The sequence below is a fragment of the Enhygromyxa salina genome (genome assembly GCF_002994615.1).
In the GTDB taxonomy this organism is placed as follows: Bacteria; Myxococcota_A; Polyangia; order Nannocystales; family Nannocystaceae; genus Plesiocystis; species Plesiocystis salina_A.
Map to the genome: position 1 here is coordinate 15,694 of NZ_PVNK01000184.1, position 14,944 is coordinate 30,637.

The window sequence follows — 14,944 nt, forward strand, 5'->3', positions numbered from 1 at the left end:
CGAGCGGGTCGGGACAAGGAAAATCGCGCGCCGGTTCGAGTCTAGCCGCGGTCTGCCGCTGCGGCGGGTCTGTGTTCGTGTGGAGGCCGGACGCTGTTTCTGCTGCTGGCCGCGGCGGACTGACCAAATGGGGGAGGGCGGGGGCACCGCTTTTGCGTGGCGAGATCCCTCCCGCTCCCAACGAGCGCCGAGCGAGGGGGGGATCGCCGCCCTGGTCAGCCGTCCGACATGCGAGCGCGGAGGGCACATCCACCGAAATGGTTGACGGCGATCCCACCTTATCCTACCGTTTCGCCTCTTCCCACTGGGAGAATTCAAACGGATGGCCACCTCCGACAAGCGCAAGCAGAGCCTCTATTTCCCCGAAGCGATGCTGAAGGAGATCCAGCATGAAGCGACCCGACAGGATCGCTCGCTGTCCTGGATCGTCCAGAAGGCCTGGAAGCTGGCCCGCCGCGAGATCATGAAATTCCCCAGCGTCAACGACATCGAAGACGACATGGAGGATGATCATCGCGGCAAGTCCGAGTGATCAGCCGCGCTCCAGCGCAGGGCACGACAGGGTGGGTAGCGTCCATTGGCCCAGCTCGACTGGATTGATGACGGCGTCGGAACCTGGGTCGATCGCGACGATGGTGCGCGGCTCTACGTTCACAGCCTCGGCAGCGCCAGCTCGGCCCCGGCGCTGCTGATCTTCGACGGGATCGGCTGCTCCGGCTGGGCGTTTCGCAGGCTCGGCCCCCGCCTCGCCGAGGGCCAGCGCGTGGTGCTGATGCACTACCGCGGCCACGGCAAGTCGCCGAGCCCGCCGCGGCCCTGGCGGCTCGGGATGCACACCCTCGCCGACGACGCCGCCGCCGTCTGCGACGCGCTCGGCATCGAGCGGGTGGTCGCCCTGGGCTTCTCCATGGGCTTTCAGGTCGCGCTCGAGTTCTATCGGCGCCACCGGCACCGGGTGCTCGGTCTGGTCTCCCTCGCCGGGCCACCGGGCCAGCCGCTGGCCTCGTTCCAGGGCACCGACTCGTTCTCCTTCGCGCTGCCCTTCGTCGTCGCGGCCACGCGCGTGGCCCGGCAGATGACCAGTCGGGTCTGGCGCTCGGTGCTCCCGAGCCAGCCGGCGATCGAGTTCGGGCTGCGCTACGAGGTCAACGCCGAGCGGATCGACAGCGGCGACTTCGAGCTCTACCTGCGCCAGATGGCCGACATGAACCCCGAGCTGTTCGTCGCCATGCTCGAGCAAGCCCAGCGCCACACCGCCGAAGATCTGTTGCCGAGCATCCGCGTGCCGACGATGGTGATCGCGGGCGCGCGCGACAGCTTCGTGCCGGTCGCGCGCCTGCGGACGATGGCCTTTGCGATCCCCGGCGCCCGCTGGGAGGTCATCGACGAGGCCACCCACGCGCTCCCGGCCGAGTACCCCGACGAGCTCGCCGACCAGCTCCTGGACTTCTTGTCCGAGCTGTCCGGGCCAGAGCCGTCCAGGGCTGGTGGCGCGCACGAGGGTGCACGCCGGGCCTCGGCGAAGGCGTGAAACCTGCGGCCGCAGCCGACGAATTGTCGCGCTAACACACGTTTTTGGCCCCTTGGACGGGGCCCAGGCCCGTGGTAACCCGCACGCGATCCACCGTCGTCGCGGCCCTCAATCGGCCCAACGATCGGTGTGAGGAGGTGAACATGTCACGAGAAGTCGTCATCGCGAGTGCAGCTCGGACCCCCATCGGCAGCTTTCAAGGCGCCCTCGCCAAGGTCTCAGGCACCGAGCTCGGCTCGATCGCCATCAAGGCCGCGCTCGAGCGGGCCAAGGTCGAGGGCAAGGAGCTCGACGAGGTCCTCATGGGCATGGTCTTGCCCGCGGGCACCGGTCAGGCCCCCGCGCGCCAGGCCAGCAAGGGCGCAGGCGTGCCCGACTCGGTCGGCGCGCTGACCCTCAACAAGGTGTGCGGATCGGGCCTCAAGGCCGTGATGCTCGCGGCCCAGGCGATCCGCGCGGGCGACGGTGAGATCTTCGTCGCGGGCGGCATGGAGTCGATGTCTAACGTGCCCTACCTTCTGCCCGGGGCCCGCGACGGCTACCGCATGTTCAACAAGTCGGTCGTCGACGGCATGGTCCACGATGGTCTGTGGGATCCCTACAACGACTTTCACATGGGCAAGGCCGGTGACCTGTGCGCGCGCGAGTGCGGCATCAGCCGCGAGCGCCAGGACGAGTTCGCCGCCCACAGCTACCGCCTGGCCCAAAACGCGGTCAACGAGGGCCTGTTCGCCGATGAGATCGTGCCGGTCAGCGTGCCCCAGCGCAAGGGCGATCCCGTCGTCGTCGACAAGGACGAGGAGCCCTTTCGCGGCAACATCGAGAAGCTGCCCAAGCTCCGCGCGGCCTTCAACAAGGACGGCTCGGTCACGGCCGGCAACGCCCCCTCGATCAACGACGGCGCCGCCGCGCTCGTCGTGATGTCGCGCGAGCAGGCCGACAAGCGCGGGATCACCCCGCTGGCCGTGATCAAGGGCTACGCCGGCTTCGCCCAGGCGCCCGAGTGGTTCACGACCGCGCCCGCGGGCGCCATGCAGGCGGTGCTGGCCAAGACCAACACCAAGGTCGACGAGGTCGATCTGTGGGAGATCAACGAGGCCTTCGCGGTCGTCGCCCTCGCCAACCAGGACAAGCTCGGCATCGCCAGCGACCGCATCAACGTGCGCGGCGGGGCCGTGGCCCTCGGCCACCCGATCGGCTGCTCGGGCGCGCGGATCCTCGTGACCTTGCTCTACGCCCTGCGCTCGCTCGACAAGCAGCGCGGCGTCGCGTCGCTGTGTCTCGGCGGCGGCGAGGCCGTGGCCCTGATGGTCGAGCGCTAACTCGAAAGGACGCGACGCACATGAGTGAAATCAAGACCATCGGAGTCCTCGGCGCTGGCCAGATGGGCGGCGGCATCGCCCAGGTCGCGGCCCAGGCCGGCTACGAGGTGCTGCTCGCCGACATGGACCTGCAGCACGCCGAGGCCGGCAAGGGCCGGATCGACAAGTTCATGAGCCGCGCCGTGACCAAGGGCAAGCTCGACGCCGACGCCAAGCAGGCCGCGCTCGCGCGGATCACCTGCGTCGCGGGCATCGAGGACCTCGGCCCGGCGGAGTTCGCGATCGAGGCCGCGACCGAGAACGTCGAGCTCAAGAAGCGGCTGTTTCGGAGCCTCGATCGCGCGCTCAACAAGGACGCGATCCTCGCGACCAACACCTCGTCGATCTCGATCACCTTGCTCGGGGCCGAGACCCACCGCCCGGCGAGCGTCGTCGGCATGCACTTCATGAACCCCGTGCCGATCATGAAGCTCGTCGAGCTGATCCGCGGGCTGCCGACCGACGACGCGACCTACGAGGCGACCAAGGCCCTGGCGACCAAGCTGGGCAAGACGGTGATCACCTCCAAGGACTGCCCGGGCTTCATCGTCAACCGGATCCTGATCCCGCTGATCAACGAGGCCTGCTTCGCCCTCCAAGAGGGGCTCGGAACCGCCGAAGACATCGACACCGGGGCCAAGCTCGGCCTCAACCACCCGATGGGCCCGCTCGAGCTCGCCGACCTGATCGGCCTCGACACCTGCCTGGCGATCGCCGACGTGCTCCTGCGCGAGCTCGGCGACGACAAGTACCGCGCGGCCAACGTGCTGCGCATGCACGTCGCCGCTGGCTGGCTCGGGCGCAAGACCGGGCGCGGGTTCTACGACTACAAGAAGCGCTGATCATGGCCGACTACGAGACCCTCGAGATCGAAGACCGCGGCGCCGCGCGGATCGTCCGCATCAACCGGCCCAAGGCGCTCAACGCCCTCAACCCCCAGGTCATCGCCGAGCTCTCGCGGGTGCTCGAGGCCCTCGGTCAGCAGATCGAGGCCGGCGACTGGAGCATCCGCGGCCTGATCTTGACGGGCGCGGGCGACAAGGCCTTCGTGGCCGGGGCCGACATCTCCGCGATGGTCGACATGGGCCGCGACGAGGCCATGAGCTTCGCCAGCGCGGGCCATGCGGTCGGCGAGATGCTGGCCAACCTCCCGATCCCGGCGATCGCCGCCGTCAACGGCTTCGCGCTCGGCGGCGGCTGCGAGCTGGCCATGGCCTGCGACTTCATCGTCGCCAGCGCCAAGGCCAAATTCGGCCAGCCCGAGGTCAAGCTCGCGGTCATCCCCGGGTTCGGCGGCACCCAGCGTCTGACCCGGCGCGTCGGCCTCGCCCGGTCGATCGAGCTGTGCGTGACCGGCGAGATGATCCGCGCCGACGAGGCCCTGCGCATCGGCCTCGCCAACCGCGTGGTCGCGCCCGAGGAGCTCCTCGACACCTGCCTGGGCATCGTCGAGACCGTGGCCAAGATGGGCCCGCTCGCGGTCGCCGAGGCCAAGCGCGTGCTCCATCAGGGCGCCGAGCTCCCGCTCGAGGCCGCCAACCAACTCGAGGTCGAGGCCTTCTCGGGCTTGTTCGAGACCGCCGACCAAGCCGAGGGCATGCGCGCCTTCCTCGACAAGCGCGCAGCCCAATTCTCCGCCAAATAGAAAGCAGGACCACAGTGGACTTCGAATTCAGCGAGGAGCAAGAGGCGATCCGTCGGATGGCTCGGGAGTTCGCCGCGCGCAGCGTGGCCCCGATCGCAGCCGAGATCGACAAGCAGGCTCGGTTTCCCAAGGAGGTCGTCGCCGAGATGGGCGAGCTCGGGTTGCTCGGGATCGAGGTCGAGCCCGAGTGGGACGGCGCCGGCCTCGACCCGATCGCCTACGTCATCGCGATGGAGGAGATCAGCGCCGCGTGTGCCTCGACCGGCGTGATCATGTCGGTCAACAACTCGCTGGTCTGCGATCCGCTCCGCAAGTGGGCCAACGACGCCCAAAAAGACCGCTGGCTGCGGCCGCTGGCGACCGGCGAGAAGCTCGGCTGCTTCATGCTCAGCGAGCCCGAGGCCGGGTCCGACGCGGCCGCCCAGACGACCGTGGCCGTGCCCGACTCCTCAAACGGGGGGGACGGCTTCGTGATCAACGGGGTCAAGAACTGGATCACCAACGGGCCCCAGGCCGACGTCGGGATCCTGATGTGCATGACCGACCGCGACAAGGGCCACCGCGGGATCTCGTCCTTCATCATCGACATGAACGCCGAGGGCGTCACGCGCGGGCCCAAGGACGACAAGCTCGGCATCCGCGCCAGCCACTCGTGTCAGATCTTCTTCACCGATCACAAGGTCGGCAGCGATCAGCTGCTCGGCAAGGTCGGCGACGGGTTCAAGGTCGCGATGAGCACCCTCGACTGCGGTCGGATCGGCATCGCCGCGCAGGCGCTGGGCATCGCCCGGGGCGCGTTCGAGGCCGCGGCTCGCTACGCGACCGAGCGCAAGACCTTTGGCCAGGCGATCGCCAAGCACCAGGCGATCAGCTTCATGCTCGCCGACATGGCCACGGAGATCGACGCCGCGCGGCTCTTGACCTACCGCGCCGCCGCGCTCAAGGCCGCGGGCAAGCGCCACACCTCGGAGTCGGCGATGTGCAAGCTCATGGCCTCCGAGGTCGCCAACAAGGTCGCCAAGAACGCCGTGCAGATCTTCGGTGGCAACGGCTACGTGAGCGAATATCCGGCAGAGCGCTACTACCGCGACGCCAAGATCACCGAGATCTACGAGGGGACGAGCGAGATTCAGCGCGTGGTGATAGCCTCGAACATCATCAAGGCGTTGTCTGCCTAGCAGGTCAAAGGAGCTACGAATGACGATGACCCACAGCAAGATTCTCACCCTCGTCGGGATCGCCAGCCTCAGCGCGGCGGTCGGGTGCAAACCGAAGGTCGCCAGCAACCAAGACATGCTCGCGGAGTACGGCGGCGAGAAGTACTCGGAAGACATGGTCGCGACGGACTACGAGACCGTCGAAGACCAGGGCGACTCGATCGACCCGCGGACCCAGGCCGCGATCCAGGACACGATCAGCACCGTCTACGTGACGGACTTCGAGGCCTGCCTCGAAAAAGAGATGGACCGGCTCGAGAACCGCTGGGTCGCGGGGACCTTCGCCATCGAGTTCACGATCGAGCCCTCGGGCATGGTCAGCGGGGCCGAGATGCTCCAGGAGGACATCGAGGAGCGGCGGACCCTCAACGACAAGGGCGAGTACGTCAGCTCCGGCGGCGCGACCCCGCGCAAGGCCGAGAACTTCGGCGCGTGCGTCGAAGAGAAGGTCTACAGGTGGGAGTTCGATCCGCCGCCCGAGGTGACCTACTCGCACACCTACAACGGTCAGATCGGCGAGGCCTGGTAGCGCGGTCCTGAGCACCATGGACTTCACGCCGAGCGAGACCCAAGAGATGATCCGCGACACCGCTCGGCAATTCGCCGGGCGAGTGCTCGAGCCCCTCGCCGTCAGCCTCGACCGCGAGCACAGCTTCCCGCGGGCCAGCCTCGCCGAGGCCGCCGAGCTCGGTCTGCTCGGCATCAACGTCCCGGCGGACTATGGCGGCGTCGAGGCCGGGGCCGTGGCCTACTCGCTCGCGGTCACCGAGCTCGCGCGCGCGTGCGCGGCCACGACCGTGGCGATCTGCGTGTCCAACATGGTCGCCGAGGTCATCTGCGCGTTCGGCAACGAAGATCAGCGGGTCGAGCACGTCAACAAGCTGTGCAGCGGCGAGTACGTCGTCGGCGGGTTCGCGCTGTCGGAGTCGGGCGCGGGCAGCGATCCCGGCGGCATGACCACCCGCGCGCGCAAGACCGACAAGGGCTGGGTCATCGACGGCTCCAAGCTGTGGATCACCAGCGGAACCGACGCGGGGCTGTTCGTGGTCTGGGCCCGGACCAGCGACGCGCCAGGGGCCCGCGGGGTGTCGTGCTTCCTGGTCCCGGGCGACGCGCCGGGGCTCACGGCGGGCAAGCCCGAGGACAAGCTCGGACAGCGCGGCAGCCCGACGACGGCGCTCGAGTTCGAGGGCGTCGAGGTCGGCGACGAGGCCCTGCTCGGCGAGCTCGAGCGCGGCTTCCCGATCGCGATGATGGCCCTCGACGGCGGTCGGATCGGCATCGCGAGCCTGGCCCTCGGCGTCGGCCTGGCCGCGAGCGAGTTCGCCAACCGCTACGCGATCGAGCGCAAGCAGTTCGGCCGCGCGATCGCCAACTTCCAGGCGATCCAGTGGATGATGGCCGACAGCCGGACCGAGCTCGAGGCCGCGCGCCTGCTCGTGCTCCGCGCGGCCTGGCTCAAGGAGCAGGGCAAGGGGTTCACGCGCGAGGCGTCGATGGCCAAGCTGTGGTCGTCCGAGCGGGCGTTTTGGGCCTGCAACCGGGCGCTGCAGATGCTCGGTGGCTACGGCTACACCCAGGACTTCCCGATCGAGCGCTACCTCCGAGATGTCCGGGTCACGATGATCTACGAGGGCACCAGCGAGATCCAGCGCATCGTCATCGGGCGAGACGTGGTCCGGCAGTTCTCGGCCTGATCGCCCGCGCGAGGCTCAGCGCCCGCAGGCCACGTTGCGCCGCTGCAGCTCCGCGGCCTCTTCGTCGCCGGCCATGACGGCCTCGTGGCCGAGCCAACGGAACATCGCGTTGGCGATGCTCGAGTCGCCGCGCTCGTCCCACAGCCAGACCGCGAGCTTGCACATCGGATCGTGGATCTGGGAGAAGGCGACGCGGACCAGCTCGTTGCCGCCGAGCTCGCAGACCTGCTCGTAGTGCTCGCGGATCGTCAGGAACTCGCGGAGCTCGTCGAGCGGCGCGAGCTGCCGGCGCGCCCGCACCCGGGCGTCGAGGCCCTCGGACATGATCGCTAGCTCGTCGAGGAGCTCGTGGCGCAGCTCGCGAGCGACGCGGCGCAGGGCCTTGGAGTCGCCCTCGAGCTCGGCCAGGGGCACGGCGCCGGCCCGGGCGAGGGCGAAGAGATCGGCCTCGACCTGCCGGCCGAGGCGCTCGAGGACGCTGTCGGGATCGCCGGCGCGCAGGGCCAGGGCACGGTGGGCGGTCTGGCTGCGCAGGGCGGGGTCGGCCAACAGACGGTCCCAGCTTCGGCCGAGGCTCATCAGCTGATCGGTCGGGATCTTGCCGCTGGCGATCGCTTCGCTGTGGGCGGCGAGCAGCGCGGGGCCCTCGAGGGGGGCGGCCGGGAGCTCGCTCGGGCGCCGGACCGCGGGCACGACCTCGGCCTGGGGCTCACGAAGCGCGCGCCGGACCAGGGCGAGGGTCTGGAGCCGCGAGGGCGCGACCAGCCAGCGCAGGATCAAGGCGAGGTTGCTGGGCACGGGTGGATAGCCGATCAGCCGGGCCGCGACGTCCCCGAGCAGCCGGGTCGCGCGGGACCGGCGGTGCGGCGAGCGGCCGCGCAGCTCGACCTCGGCCCAGGCCCCGCGCGAGGCCGCGTCGGCGACCAGCCACTCGTTGGCGAGGTAGCGGGTCAGCGGCGGGTGCTGATCCCCGTCGAACTCGGCGACGATCTGCATCAGTCGGCGGGCCGCGGCGTGGTCGCCGAGGGCGTCGGCCAGCAGCGCGCTGCCGAGGACCCCGGGCGCGCCGAGGCTCGGCAGCTCGTCGCGCTCGGCCGAGAGCCACGCGATCGCGGCTGCGCTCGGCCGACGCCGACGCAGCACCGCCCACGCGCCCGCGACCAGCTGGCCCCCGGCCACGTCGCCGCGCCAGACCCAGCCCGACAGCTGGGCCATGTTCCACGCCGCCCGCCACCAGCCCAGCGGGATCAGCACGAAGCGCGTGATCGGCCAGGGGAAGAGCAGGACCAGGACCGCCGCGAGCGGGATCATGTTGATCGCGTGACCGCGGCCGACCGAGAGCGCGAACAGGGCCGCGACGAAGCTCAAGATCAGCGAGAGGACGACCGCCCACAGCCCCCGGGCCCACTGCGTCGGGGCCAGGTGAGGGGACACCCCGACGTGCTCCCAGCGATGGAGCAGGGTCGGCAGCAAGATCGCCAGGGTCATGAACGCGAGCGGGAAGAGCGGCATCTCAGCTCCGCCATCCGAGCGCGGACCGAGCCGCGCTGAAGCCACCTTCGTCGACCGGATCGGCGCCCGCCAAGGCGGTGCTCGTCCACGGCCGGCCGAGCACCCACAGCTCGTGAAACAGGCGACGCTGGGGATCCCGAAGCTCGGCCATGGCCTCGCGGATCTTGGCGGCGTCGCGGCGGCCGGAGCCGAAGGGGGTCGGGTAGGTCCGCGCGCCGCCGAGGTCGATCTCGAGCATGGCCAGCAGCTTCTGGCCTGCGCGCTCGACCTCGGCGCGGGTGCAGTCGGCCGCGAGCTCGAGCACGTAAAAGGGGTTGTCGAGCAGCCGCGCGCGGTCCCCGAGCTGCGGCACTTCTACCGTCGACCCGGTCACCGGTCCCTCCGAAGGGGCGCGAGGACGCAGCGTTGGGAGGCGAGCGACAGCGAGCGACAGCGAGGGATGGGCATCGTGGGGCCAGCCACCTGCTGACGTGTTGGCCCCGGAAAAGTTCCCGTAAATATCGGAGCCCGGCGAAAGACCAAGGCTGGTCGCTGAATGGTGGTTTAAAGCGCGTCTGAGTGCGATTGACACCTACACCCGAGGCTCTGCTCCAGACCGGACTGGCGGGCCTGGGCGCGACGGCGACGGGTGTCGCCGGGCTCGAGCTCTTCGACCAGGCCAGCGCGGCGAGATGGCGGCAGCGCAGCGGGCCAACCATGAAAAATGACCGCTAGATGCCATCTAGCGGCCATACTCGAGAGCCCAGAACAGGATTTGAACCTGCGACCTGCGGTTTACGAAACCGCTGCTCTACCAACTGAGCTATCTGGGCGGGTCGGGGCGCTGGTTCTAATGCCAGCCCCGCCGCGCGTCAAACCAAAAAAACGCTCCCCCCTCAGGGCAGCCGGGCGAGCCCACGGGAGCGGGGATCGCTGTCGGGCGCGGCCCCGGGATCCCCCGCCAGACGCAGCACAACCTCACCCCGCAGGCTCTCGGGGCTGACCCAGCCGAGCGCCCGGCTGTCGCAACAAGCGCCCTCGTCGCGGTTGTCGGCCAGGATCAGGTAGCCGTCGGCCTGGACCTCGATCGGGCCGAGATCTTCGGGCAGGCCCATGCTGGCCCAGTCCGGGGCCGCGCCGCCGACGAGCACGGGGTAGCGGGTGTCTCCGAGGGTCTCCCAGGCGAGCGTCCGCAGCCGGGGGCTGTCGGCGTCGCGGGCGTCCTCACCCGGGGCGGGCTTGCCCGAGAGCACCAGGCGGATCGGGTCGTCGAGCTTCTGACGCAGGGCCGAGCCGTTGACGACCAGGCCCAGCGCGACGTCGGGCTCGTTGAAGATCACGGTGTCGCCGGGCACGGCGAGCACGCGGCCGACCCGAAAATTGCGCGGCCGCGCCCGGTTGCCGCGCTCGCGGACCCGCTCCCAGTTGCTCTCGACGTCGTCGACGTCGACGACCGAGACGTCGTGCAGCTCGCCCTGGGGCGCGCGGTACTCGTCGACGGCAGCCCCACCGTCGCTCGGTCCGGGGGCAGGGGAGCGGCGCGGGTCGGCCTCGGGGGCCTCCTCGTCGCACGCCTCTTCGGGCAGGGGCCGGGGCGGGGTCGGATCGTAGACGACCATGTCGCCGGCCTCGATGCCCCAGGTGCCGCGGACCATGACGACCGACTCGCCGTCGAGGATCGTCGGGGCCATGCCGTCGCCGTGGACCTGGATGACCGTCGCAAGCGAGGCGCGGGTGACGATCAGGGCCGCGCCACCGACGAGCACGCAGTAGGCGACCCTGGTCGAAAAGCTGCGCTCACGCGAGACCCCACGCCCGCGGCGGCCCCGGGGCTCGTCATCGTCGTCGTCGCGCTTGCGCCTGTGAAACATCGCTGCCGTCGGCCCGCGCGGGTCCGCGGGAGGCGAACACCTGGCAAAGGGCCGCGACATTGTCTTGGGTGGGGGCCATTCGACCAAAGAACAGGCGAATCCCCGCGACCCCGCTGGCGCCGGCCGCGAGGCACGCGGCGGCGTTGTCGGCCGCGATCCCACCGAGGGCGATGAGCTCGTCGCAGGTGGCCGCCCACGCGCGCAGACCGTCGAGACCGATCGGGCGCTTGGCCTCGCCGGGCAGGCGGGTGTTGGGGGCGTAGATCGGCGCGAGGCAGGTGTAGTCGACGCTCGGGTCGGGGAGGCCCGGGGTCGGACCGTGGACCGAGCGACCGATCGTCGCGCCCGGGCCCAGCGCCGCGCGCCAGCTCCTGCAGGTCTCGAGCGAGGGGTCCGCGCGGAGCTGGACGCCCGCGAGCGGGGGATCGGCGGCGGCGATCATCGACGCGCTCCCCGCGGCAGGGTCGACCGACAACAGCGCCGGGATCTCGTGCCTGGCCAGGGCCCGGCGCAGGGGCAGCAGCCGCGGATCCTCGAGGATCTGCCGCGGCCCGGCCCCGGGCTCGCGCAGGAGCACGGCGAGGCCGAGCGTCGCGGCGCCGGCCTCGACCCACGCGTCGACCAGGCCCGGATCGAGCTCGTCGTACCCGGCGAGCCCCCGCGGGGGCGTGATCGCGAGCAGGCGCACGCGCGACGCTACTCGATCAGCCCGATCGTCGGGCTCGAGGCGTGGGCGTGCATGCGCCGAGGCATGCGGCCGGCGAGAAAGGCCTGGCGCCCGGCGAGGATGCCCAGGCGCATGGCCTCGGCCATCTGCACGGGCCGCTTCGCGTGGGCGATCGCGGTGTTCATCAGCACGCCCTGGCACCCGAGCTCCATGGCCACCGCCGCGTCCGAGGCCGTGCCGACGCCCGCGTCGACGATGACCGGGACCGTGGCCTGCTCGATGATCAGCGCGAGGTTGTGGGGGTTGCGGATCCCGAGGCCGCTGCCGATCGGCGCCGCGAGGGGCATCACGGCGGCGCAGCCGAGATCTTGCAGCTTGCGACACACGATCGGATCGTCGGTGCAGTAGGGCAGCACGACGAAGCCCTCGTCGATCAGGATCTTGGCCGCCTCGAGGGTCTCCTCGTTGTCCGGCAGCAGGGTCTTGGGATCGCCGATGACCTCGAGCTTGACCAGATCCGCGATCCCGAGCTCCCGAGCCAGGCGGAGCGTGCGGATCGCGTCTTCGGCCGTGTAGCAGCCCGCGGTGTTGGGCAGCAGGGTGTAGCGCTCGCGGTCGATCCAGCTCAGGAGGTTGTCCTTCGCTTTGAGGTCCACGCGGCGCAGGGCCACGGTCACGATCTCGGCGCCGCTGGCCGCGAGACAGGCCTTGGTCTCGGGCCCGTCCGCGTACTTGCCGGTCCCGACGATCAGCCGCGATCGCAAGGTCCGACCGGCCAGCTCCCAGGTGTCTTCGCTAGGGTCGTTGGTGTTTGTGTTGGTCACGCTTCAACCTCCGCCGACGAAGGTCACGACCTCGAGCTGATCGCCATCCGCGAGCACGGTCTCGCCGTGCTGGGCGCGGGGTACGATCTCGCGGTTGCGCTCGACGGCGACCTGCCGGGGGTCGAGGCCGAGCTCGCGCAGCAACTCCGCCACGGTCTGGCCGTCCGTCATCGCGCGCGACTCACCGTTGAGGACGATCGTCGTCGGCACGGCGGGAAGGTACTGTCTCGCGCATGTCTGCGCACCCCGGCGGGATGCGCGATTGCGAGCCATCCGCCTGCGCATGCCAGCGCACGGTGTGGCGCGCATCACAGGACACAGTGGCCCGCTCCCATCACCTGTATCGTGCACGCAACAGCAGATCTGGGCGGTTCGGGCCCCCCCGCACCTATTCGGTGTTCAATGAAATCAAGTGTTTAGCGACAATGGCGAGCCGGGCCTGGCGTGGCACGGGATGTGCTCTGCGTCACCGTCATGGAATCTCGACGTCCGTCAATTCCGCTCGAGCGTCTGACCGTGGAGGAGATGCTGGCTTGCATCGAGCCCTTCACCGCAGCCCGGAACGAGGAGATCGAGGTCCTCGCCCGGGCCGTCGTTCGTTCGCGCAAGTCGAGCGGGACCGTGCTCGTGCGCGAGGGCCAGCACCCCGATGGCCTGTCGGTGGTCCTGCGAGGGCGGGTGAACCTGGTTCGCGCCGCTGACGGTGGGCGCGACATCATCTTGAGCTCTCTCGGCCCGGGCGAGGTGTTTGGCGAGGCCTGCGCTGTGGAGGGCGTGGGCGCGTCGACGACGGCGGTCGCGGCGGTCGCGAGCGACATCGCACGGATCCCTTCGGACGTGCTGCTCACTCACCTCCGCCGCGATCCCAACACGATGGTTCGCATGATGCGCCTGATGAGCCAGAAGCTGCGCGACGTCGAGTCGGTCGCCAGCGGGCTCGCGCTGTGCGACGTCGAGGAGCGCCTGCGTCGGACGCTGGTCCGGCTGGCCAAGCGCCAGGGTCGCCACTCGCCCTCGGACGCGGGCTGGATCCTGGCGCCGGTCCCGACGCAGTCGGAGCTCGCGCGGATGGTGGGTTCGTGCCGCGAGACGGTCTCGCGCACGCTGAGCTCGATGGCCCGCAGCGGCCTCCTGAGCTCGAGCGGGCGCCGGATGATCCTCGGCGAGACGCTGATGCAGGCCGAGGCCTGAGCTGACCGCGGCTTTGACCTCGCGGGATGATCCCGGCGGCCGCGGGCGTCGTCGGGGTCGATGCGCTTACCCTTGCGCCCACCGATGAGCCGCTACACAGGCCCCGAGCGTCGCAGCCCCAGCCCCGATCGACGACAGCCGAGGATCGTCGAGGTCCGACCGACCTGGGCGGCGATCGACGCGTCCGCGCTGGCCCACAACCTGCGCAGGGTCGCGGCCCACGTCGGTCCGCGCTGTCGGGTGTTGGCGGTGGTCAAGGCCGACGGCTACGGCCACGGGGCGATCGACAGCGCCCGGGTGTTCGTCGAAGCCGGGGCCTGGGGCCTGGCGGTCTCGCTGATCGAAGAGGGCGTGGAACTGCGCCAGGCCGGCGTTCGAGCCCCGGTCCTGGTCCTCGGCGGGGTCCACCCGGGGTCCGAAGACGTCGTCGTCCACGGCTCGCTGACGCCGGTCGTGTGGGCGCCGCAGCACCTGCAGCTGCTCGCCGCCGCGGTCCGTCGCAGCGGCGCCGAGCGGCTGCCGATCCACATCAAGATCGACACGGGGATGTCGCGCCTCGGCGTGCTGCCCCCGGATCTGAGCGCGCTGCTCGACTACTACGAGACCCACGCCGCGAGCGAGCTCCACATCGAGGGCGTGATGACGCACCTCGCCTGCGCCGACGACCCCGACGACACGAGCACCAGCCGGACCCAGCTCGAGCGCTTTGGCGCGTGCCTGGCCATGCTCGGCGAGCGCGGCATCCACCCCAGCATTCGTCACGTCTGCAATTCGGCGGGGCTGGTGCGCTTCGCCGACGCGCACCTCGACATGGTCCGACCGGGCATTGCGATCTACGGCGCGGCGTCGAGCGCGGCGGTCGAGCTCGCGGGCCTGCGCATGGGCATGAGCGTCCACTCGCGCCTGCTCGGCATCCGCGAGCTCCCGGCCGGCGCCCGGGTGTCCTACGGCCACCGCCAGACCCTCGCTCGTGACACGCGCCTGGGCATCCTCCCGGTCGGCTACGGCGACGGTTACCCGCGCAACATGAGCGGGCGGGCCGAGGTCCTGATCCGCGGTCATCGCTGCCCGATCGTCGGCAACGTGACCATGGATCTGTCGATGGTCGACGTCACCGACCTGCCCGACGCGCGCGAGGGCGAGCGCGTGACCTTGATGGGGCGCCAGGGGCGTCAGGCGATCGACATCTACGAGCTCGCCGACTGGGCCGGGGTGATCCCCTACGAGATCAGCTGCGGGATCTCCAAGCGGGTGCCGCGGCACCCTCAGCACCCTCGGTGAGCCGACCGAGCCCCGCGAGCGTCGCGTGGTGAGATCTCACTGGACCCCCCAAGTCCGGTGTGGGCGGTCCAGTGAGGTCTCGCGGGGAGGACGGCGCGGGACCACCTGCAGACGTCGACGGCTCGCCGAGCTTGCGGGGCGCGGCGCGGGCGGGGCGGTGAGCGCTCG

At 70.3% G+C, this 14,944-nt stretch carries 16 protein-coding genes and 1 tRNA gene; 10 read left to right on the plus strand and 7 right to left on the minus strand.

Annotated features, from left to right (window positions below; translation table 11 throughout):
- The first annotated feature begins 322 nt into the window (after window positions 1–322).
- From ENSA5_RS21145 to ENSA5_RS21180, 8 genes are all read left to right on the plus strand, one after another.
- Window positions 323–532 carry a TIGR04563 family protein gene (locus ENSA5_RS21145; protein ID WP_106393487.1) on the plus strand — a complete coding sequence of 70 codons (210 nt, stop codon included), beginning with the start codon at window positions 323–325 and terminating at the stop codon, window positions 530–532.
- Window positions 533–577: 45 nt separating this feature from the next.
- Window positions 578–1,531 carry an alpha/beta fold hydrolase gene (locus ENSA5_RS21150; RefSeq protein WP_106393488.1) on the plus strand — a complete coding sequence of 318 codons (954 nt, stop codon included), beginning with the start codon at window positions 578–580 and terminating at the stop codon, window positions 1,529–1,531.
- Between the two features lie 143 nt (window positions 1,532–1,674).
- On the plus strand, window positions 1,675–2,853 hold the full coding sequence (locus ENSA5_RS21155) for a thiolase family protein (protein ID WP_106393539.1): 1,179 nt from the start codon (window positions 1,675–1,677) through the stop codon (window positions 2,851–2,853).
- 20 nt (window positions 2,854–2,873) lie between these two features.
- Window positions 2,874–3,734 (plus strand): 3-hydroxybutyryl-CoA dehydrogenase, encoded by an 861-nt coding sequence (locus tag ENSA5_RS21160; RefSeq protein ID WP_106393489.1) that lies wholly within the window; start codon window positions 2,874–2,876, stop codon window positions 3,732–3,734.
- A 2-nt stretch (window positions 3,735–3,736) separates the two neighbouring features.
- A complete protein-coding gene (locus ENSA5_RS21165; RefSeq protein WP_106393490.1) occupies window positions 3,737–4,537 on the plus strand; it encodes an enoyl-CoA hydratase/isomerase family protein in 801 nt (266 codons plus the stop codon).
- A gap of 14 nt (window positions 4,538–4,551) precedes the next feature.
- On the plus strand, window positions 4,552–5,715 hold the full coding sequence (locus tag ENSA5_RS21170) for an acyl-CoA dehydrogenase family protein (protein WP_106393491.1): 1,164 nt from the start codon (window positions 4,552–4,554) through the stop codon (window positions 5,713–5,715).
- Between the two features lie 19 nt (window positions 5,716–5,734).
- Entirely contained in the window at window positions 5,735–6,283 is a 549-nt protein-coding gene (locus ENSA5_RS21175; RefSeq protein WP_106393492.1) for a hypothetical protein, read from the plus strand.
- 16 nt (window positions 6,284–6,299) lie between these two features.
- Window positions 6,300–7,451, plus strand: coding sequence for an acyl-CoA dehydrogenase family protein (locus ENSA5_RS21180; protein ID WP_106393493.1), 1,152 nt, complete (start codon window positions 6,300–6,302; stop codon window positions 7,449–7,451).
- Between the two features lie 15 nt (window positions 7,452–7,466).
- Here the strand turns inward: ENSA5_RS21180 and ENSA5_RS21185 are convergent, their stop codons facing one another.
- The 7 genes from ENSA5_RS21185 to thiS form a co-directional block, all read right to left on the minus strand.
- Window positions 7,467–8,963 (minus strand): cytochrome c biogenesis protein ResB, encoded by a 1,497-nt coding sequence (locus ENSA5_RS21185; RefSeq protein ID WP_106393494.1) that lies wholly within the window; start codon window positions 8,961–8,963, stop codon window positions 7,467–7,469.
- A 1-nt stretch (window position 8,964) separates the two neighbouring features.
- A complete protein-coding gene (locus ENSA5_RS21190) occupies window positions 8,965–9,336 on the minus strand; it encodes a hypothetical protein (protein WP_146155948.1) in 372 nt (123 codons plus the stop codon).
- 366 nt (window positions 9,337–9,702) lie between these two features.
- Window positions 9,703–9,775: transfer RNA gene (locus ENSA5_RS21195), tRNA-Thr, on the minus strand.
- Window positions 9,776–9,838: 63 nt separating this feature from the next.
- Window positions 9,839–10,813 (minus strand): S26 family signal peptidase, encoded by a 975-nt coding sequence (locus ENSA5_RS21200; RefSeq protein WP_106393496.1) that lies wholly within the window; start codon window positions 10,811–10,813, stop codon window positions 9,839–9,841.
- The gene (locus tag ENSA5_RS21205) at window positions 10,779–11,501 is read right to left on the minus strand and encodes a thiamine phosphate synthase (protein ID WP_106393497.1); all 723 of its coding nucleotides are present in this window, start codon (window positions 11,499–11,501) and stop codon (window positions 10,779–10,781) included. The genes ENSA5_RS21200 and ENSA5_RS21205 overlap by 35 nt, the downstream gene beginning before the upstream one ends.
- Window positions 11,502–11,509: 8 nt before the next feature.
- Window positions 11,510–12,304 carry a thiazole synthase gene (locus ENSA5_RS21210; RefSeq protein ID WP_106393498.1) on the minus strand — a complete coding sequence of 265 codons (795 nt, stop codon included), beginning with the start codon at window positions 12,302–12,304 and terminating at the stop codon, window positions 11,510–11,512.
- A 3-nt stretch (window positions 12,305–12,307) separates the two neighbouring features.
- A complete protein-coding gene (gene thiS, locus ENSA5_RS21215) occupies window positions 12,308–12,514 on the minus strand; it encodes a sulfur carrier protein ThiS (protein WP_258182948.1) in 207 nt (68 codons plus the stop codon).
- Window positions 12,515–12,829: 315 nt separating this feature from the next.
- Between thiS and ENSA5_RS21220 the strand changes: the two genes are divergently transcribed.
- Window positions 12,830–13,495, plus strand: coding sequence for a Crp/Fnr family transcriptional regulator (locus tag ENSA5_RS21220; RefSeq protein ID WP_258182953.1), 666 nt, complete (start codon window positions 12,830–12,832; stop codon window positions 13,493–13,495).
- 84 nt (window positions 13,496–13,579) lie between these two features.
- Window positions 13,580–14,776 (plus strand): alanine racemase, encoded by a 1,197-nt coding sequence (gene alr, locus ENSA5_RS21225; RefSeq protein WP_181198008.1) that lies wholly within the window; start codon window positions 13,580–13,582, stop codon window positions 14,774–14,776.
- The last annotated feature ends 168 nt before the right edge of the window (window positions 14,777–14,944 follow it).

Coding starts and splice junctions, on each gene's coding strand:
- ENSA5_RS21145 (WP_106393487.1), top strand. CDS start 323: ATGGCCACCTCCGACAAGCGCAAGCAGAGCCTCTATTTCCCCGAAGCG.
- ENSA5_RS21155 (WP_106393539.1), top strand. CDS start 1,675: ATGTCACGAGAAGTCGTCATCGCGAGTGCAGCTCGGACCCCCATCGGC.
- ENSA5_RS21160 (WP_106393489.1), top strand. CDS start 2,874: ATGAGTGAAATCAAGACCATCGGAGTCCTCGGCGCTGGCCAGATGGGC.
- ENSA5_RS21165 (WP_106393490.1), top strand. CDS start 3,737: ATGGCCGACTACGAGACCCTCGAGATCGAAGACCGCGGCGCCGCGCGG.
- ENSA5_RS21175 (WP_106393492.1), top strand. CDS start 5,735: ATGACGATGACCCACAGCAAGATTCTCACCCTCGTCGGGATCGCCAGC.
- ENSA5_RS21180 (WP_106393493.1), top strand. CDS start 6,300: ATGGACTTCACGCCGAGCGAGACCCAAGAGATGATCCGCGACACCGCT.
- ENSA5_RS21185 (WP_106393494.1), bottom strand. CDS start 8,963: ATGCCGCTCTTCCCGCTCGCGTTCATGACCCTGGCGATCTTGCTGCCG.
- ENSA5_RS21200 (WP_106393496.1), bottom strand. CDS start 10,813: ATGTTTCACAGGCGCAAGCGCGACGACGACGATGACGAGCCCCGGGGC.
- ENSA5_RS21220 (WP_258182953.1), top strand. CDS start 12,830: ATGCTGGCTTGCATCGAGCCCTTCACCGCAGCCCGGAACGAGGAGATC.
- alr (WP_181198008.1), top strand. CDS start 13,580: ATGAGCCGCTACACAGGCCCCGAGCGTCGCAGCCCCAGCCCCGATCGA.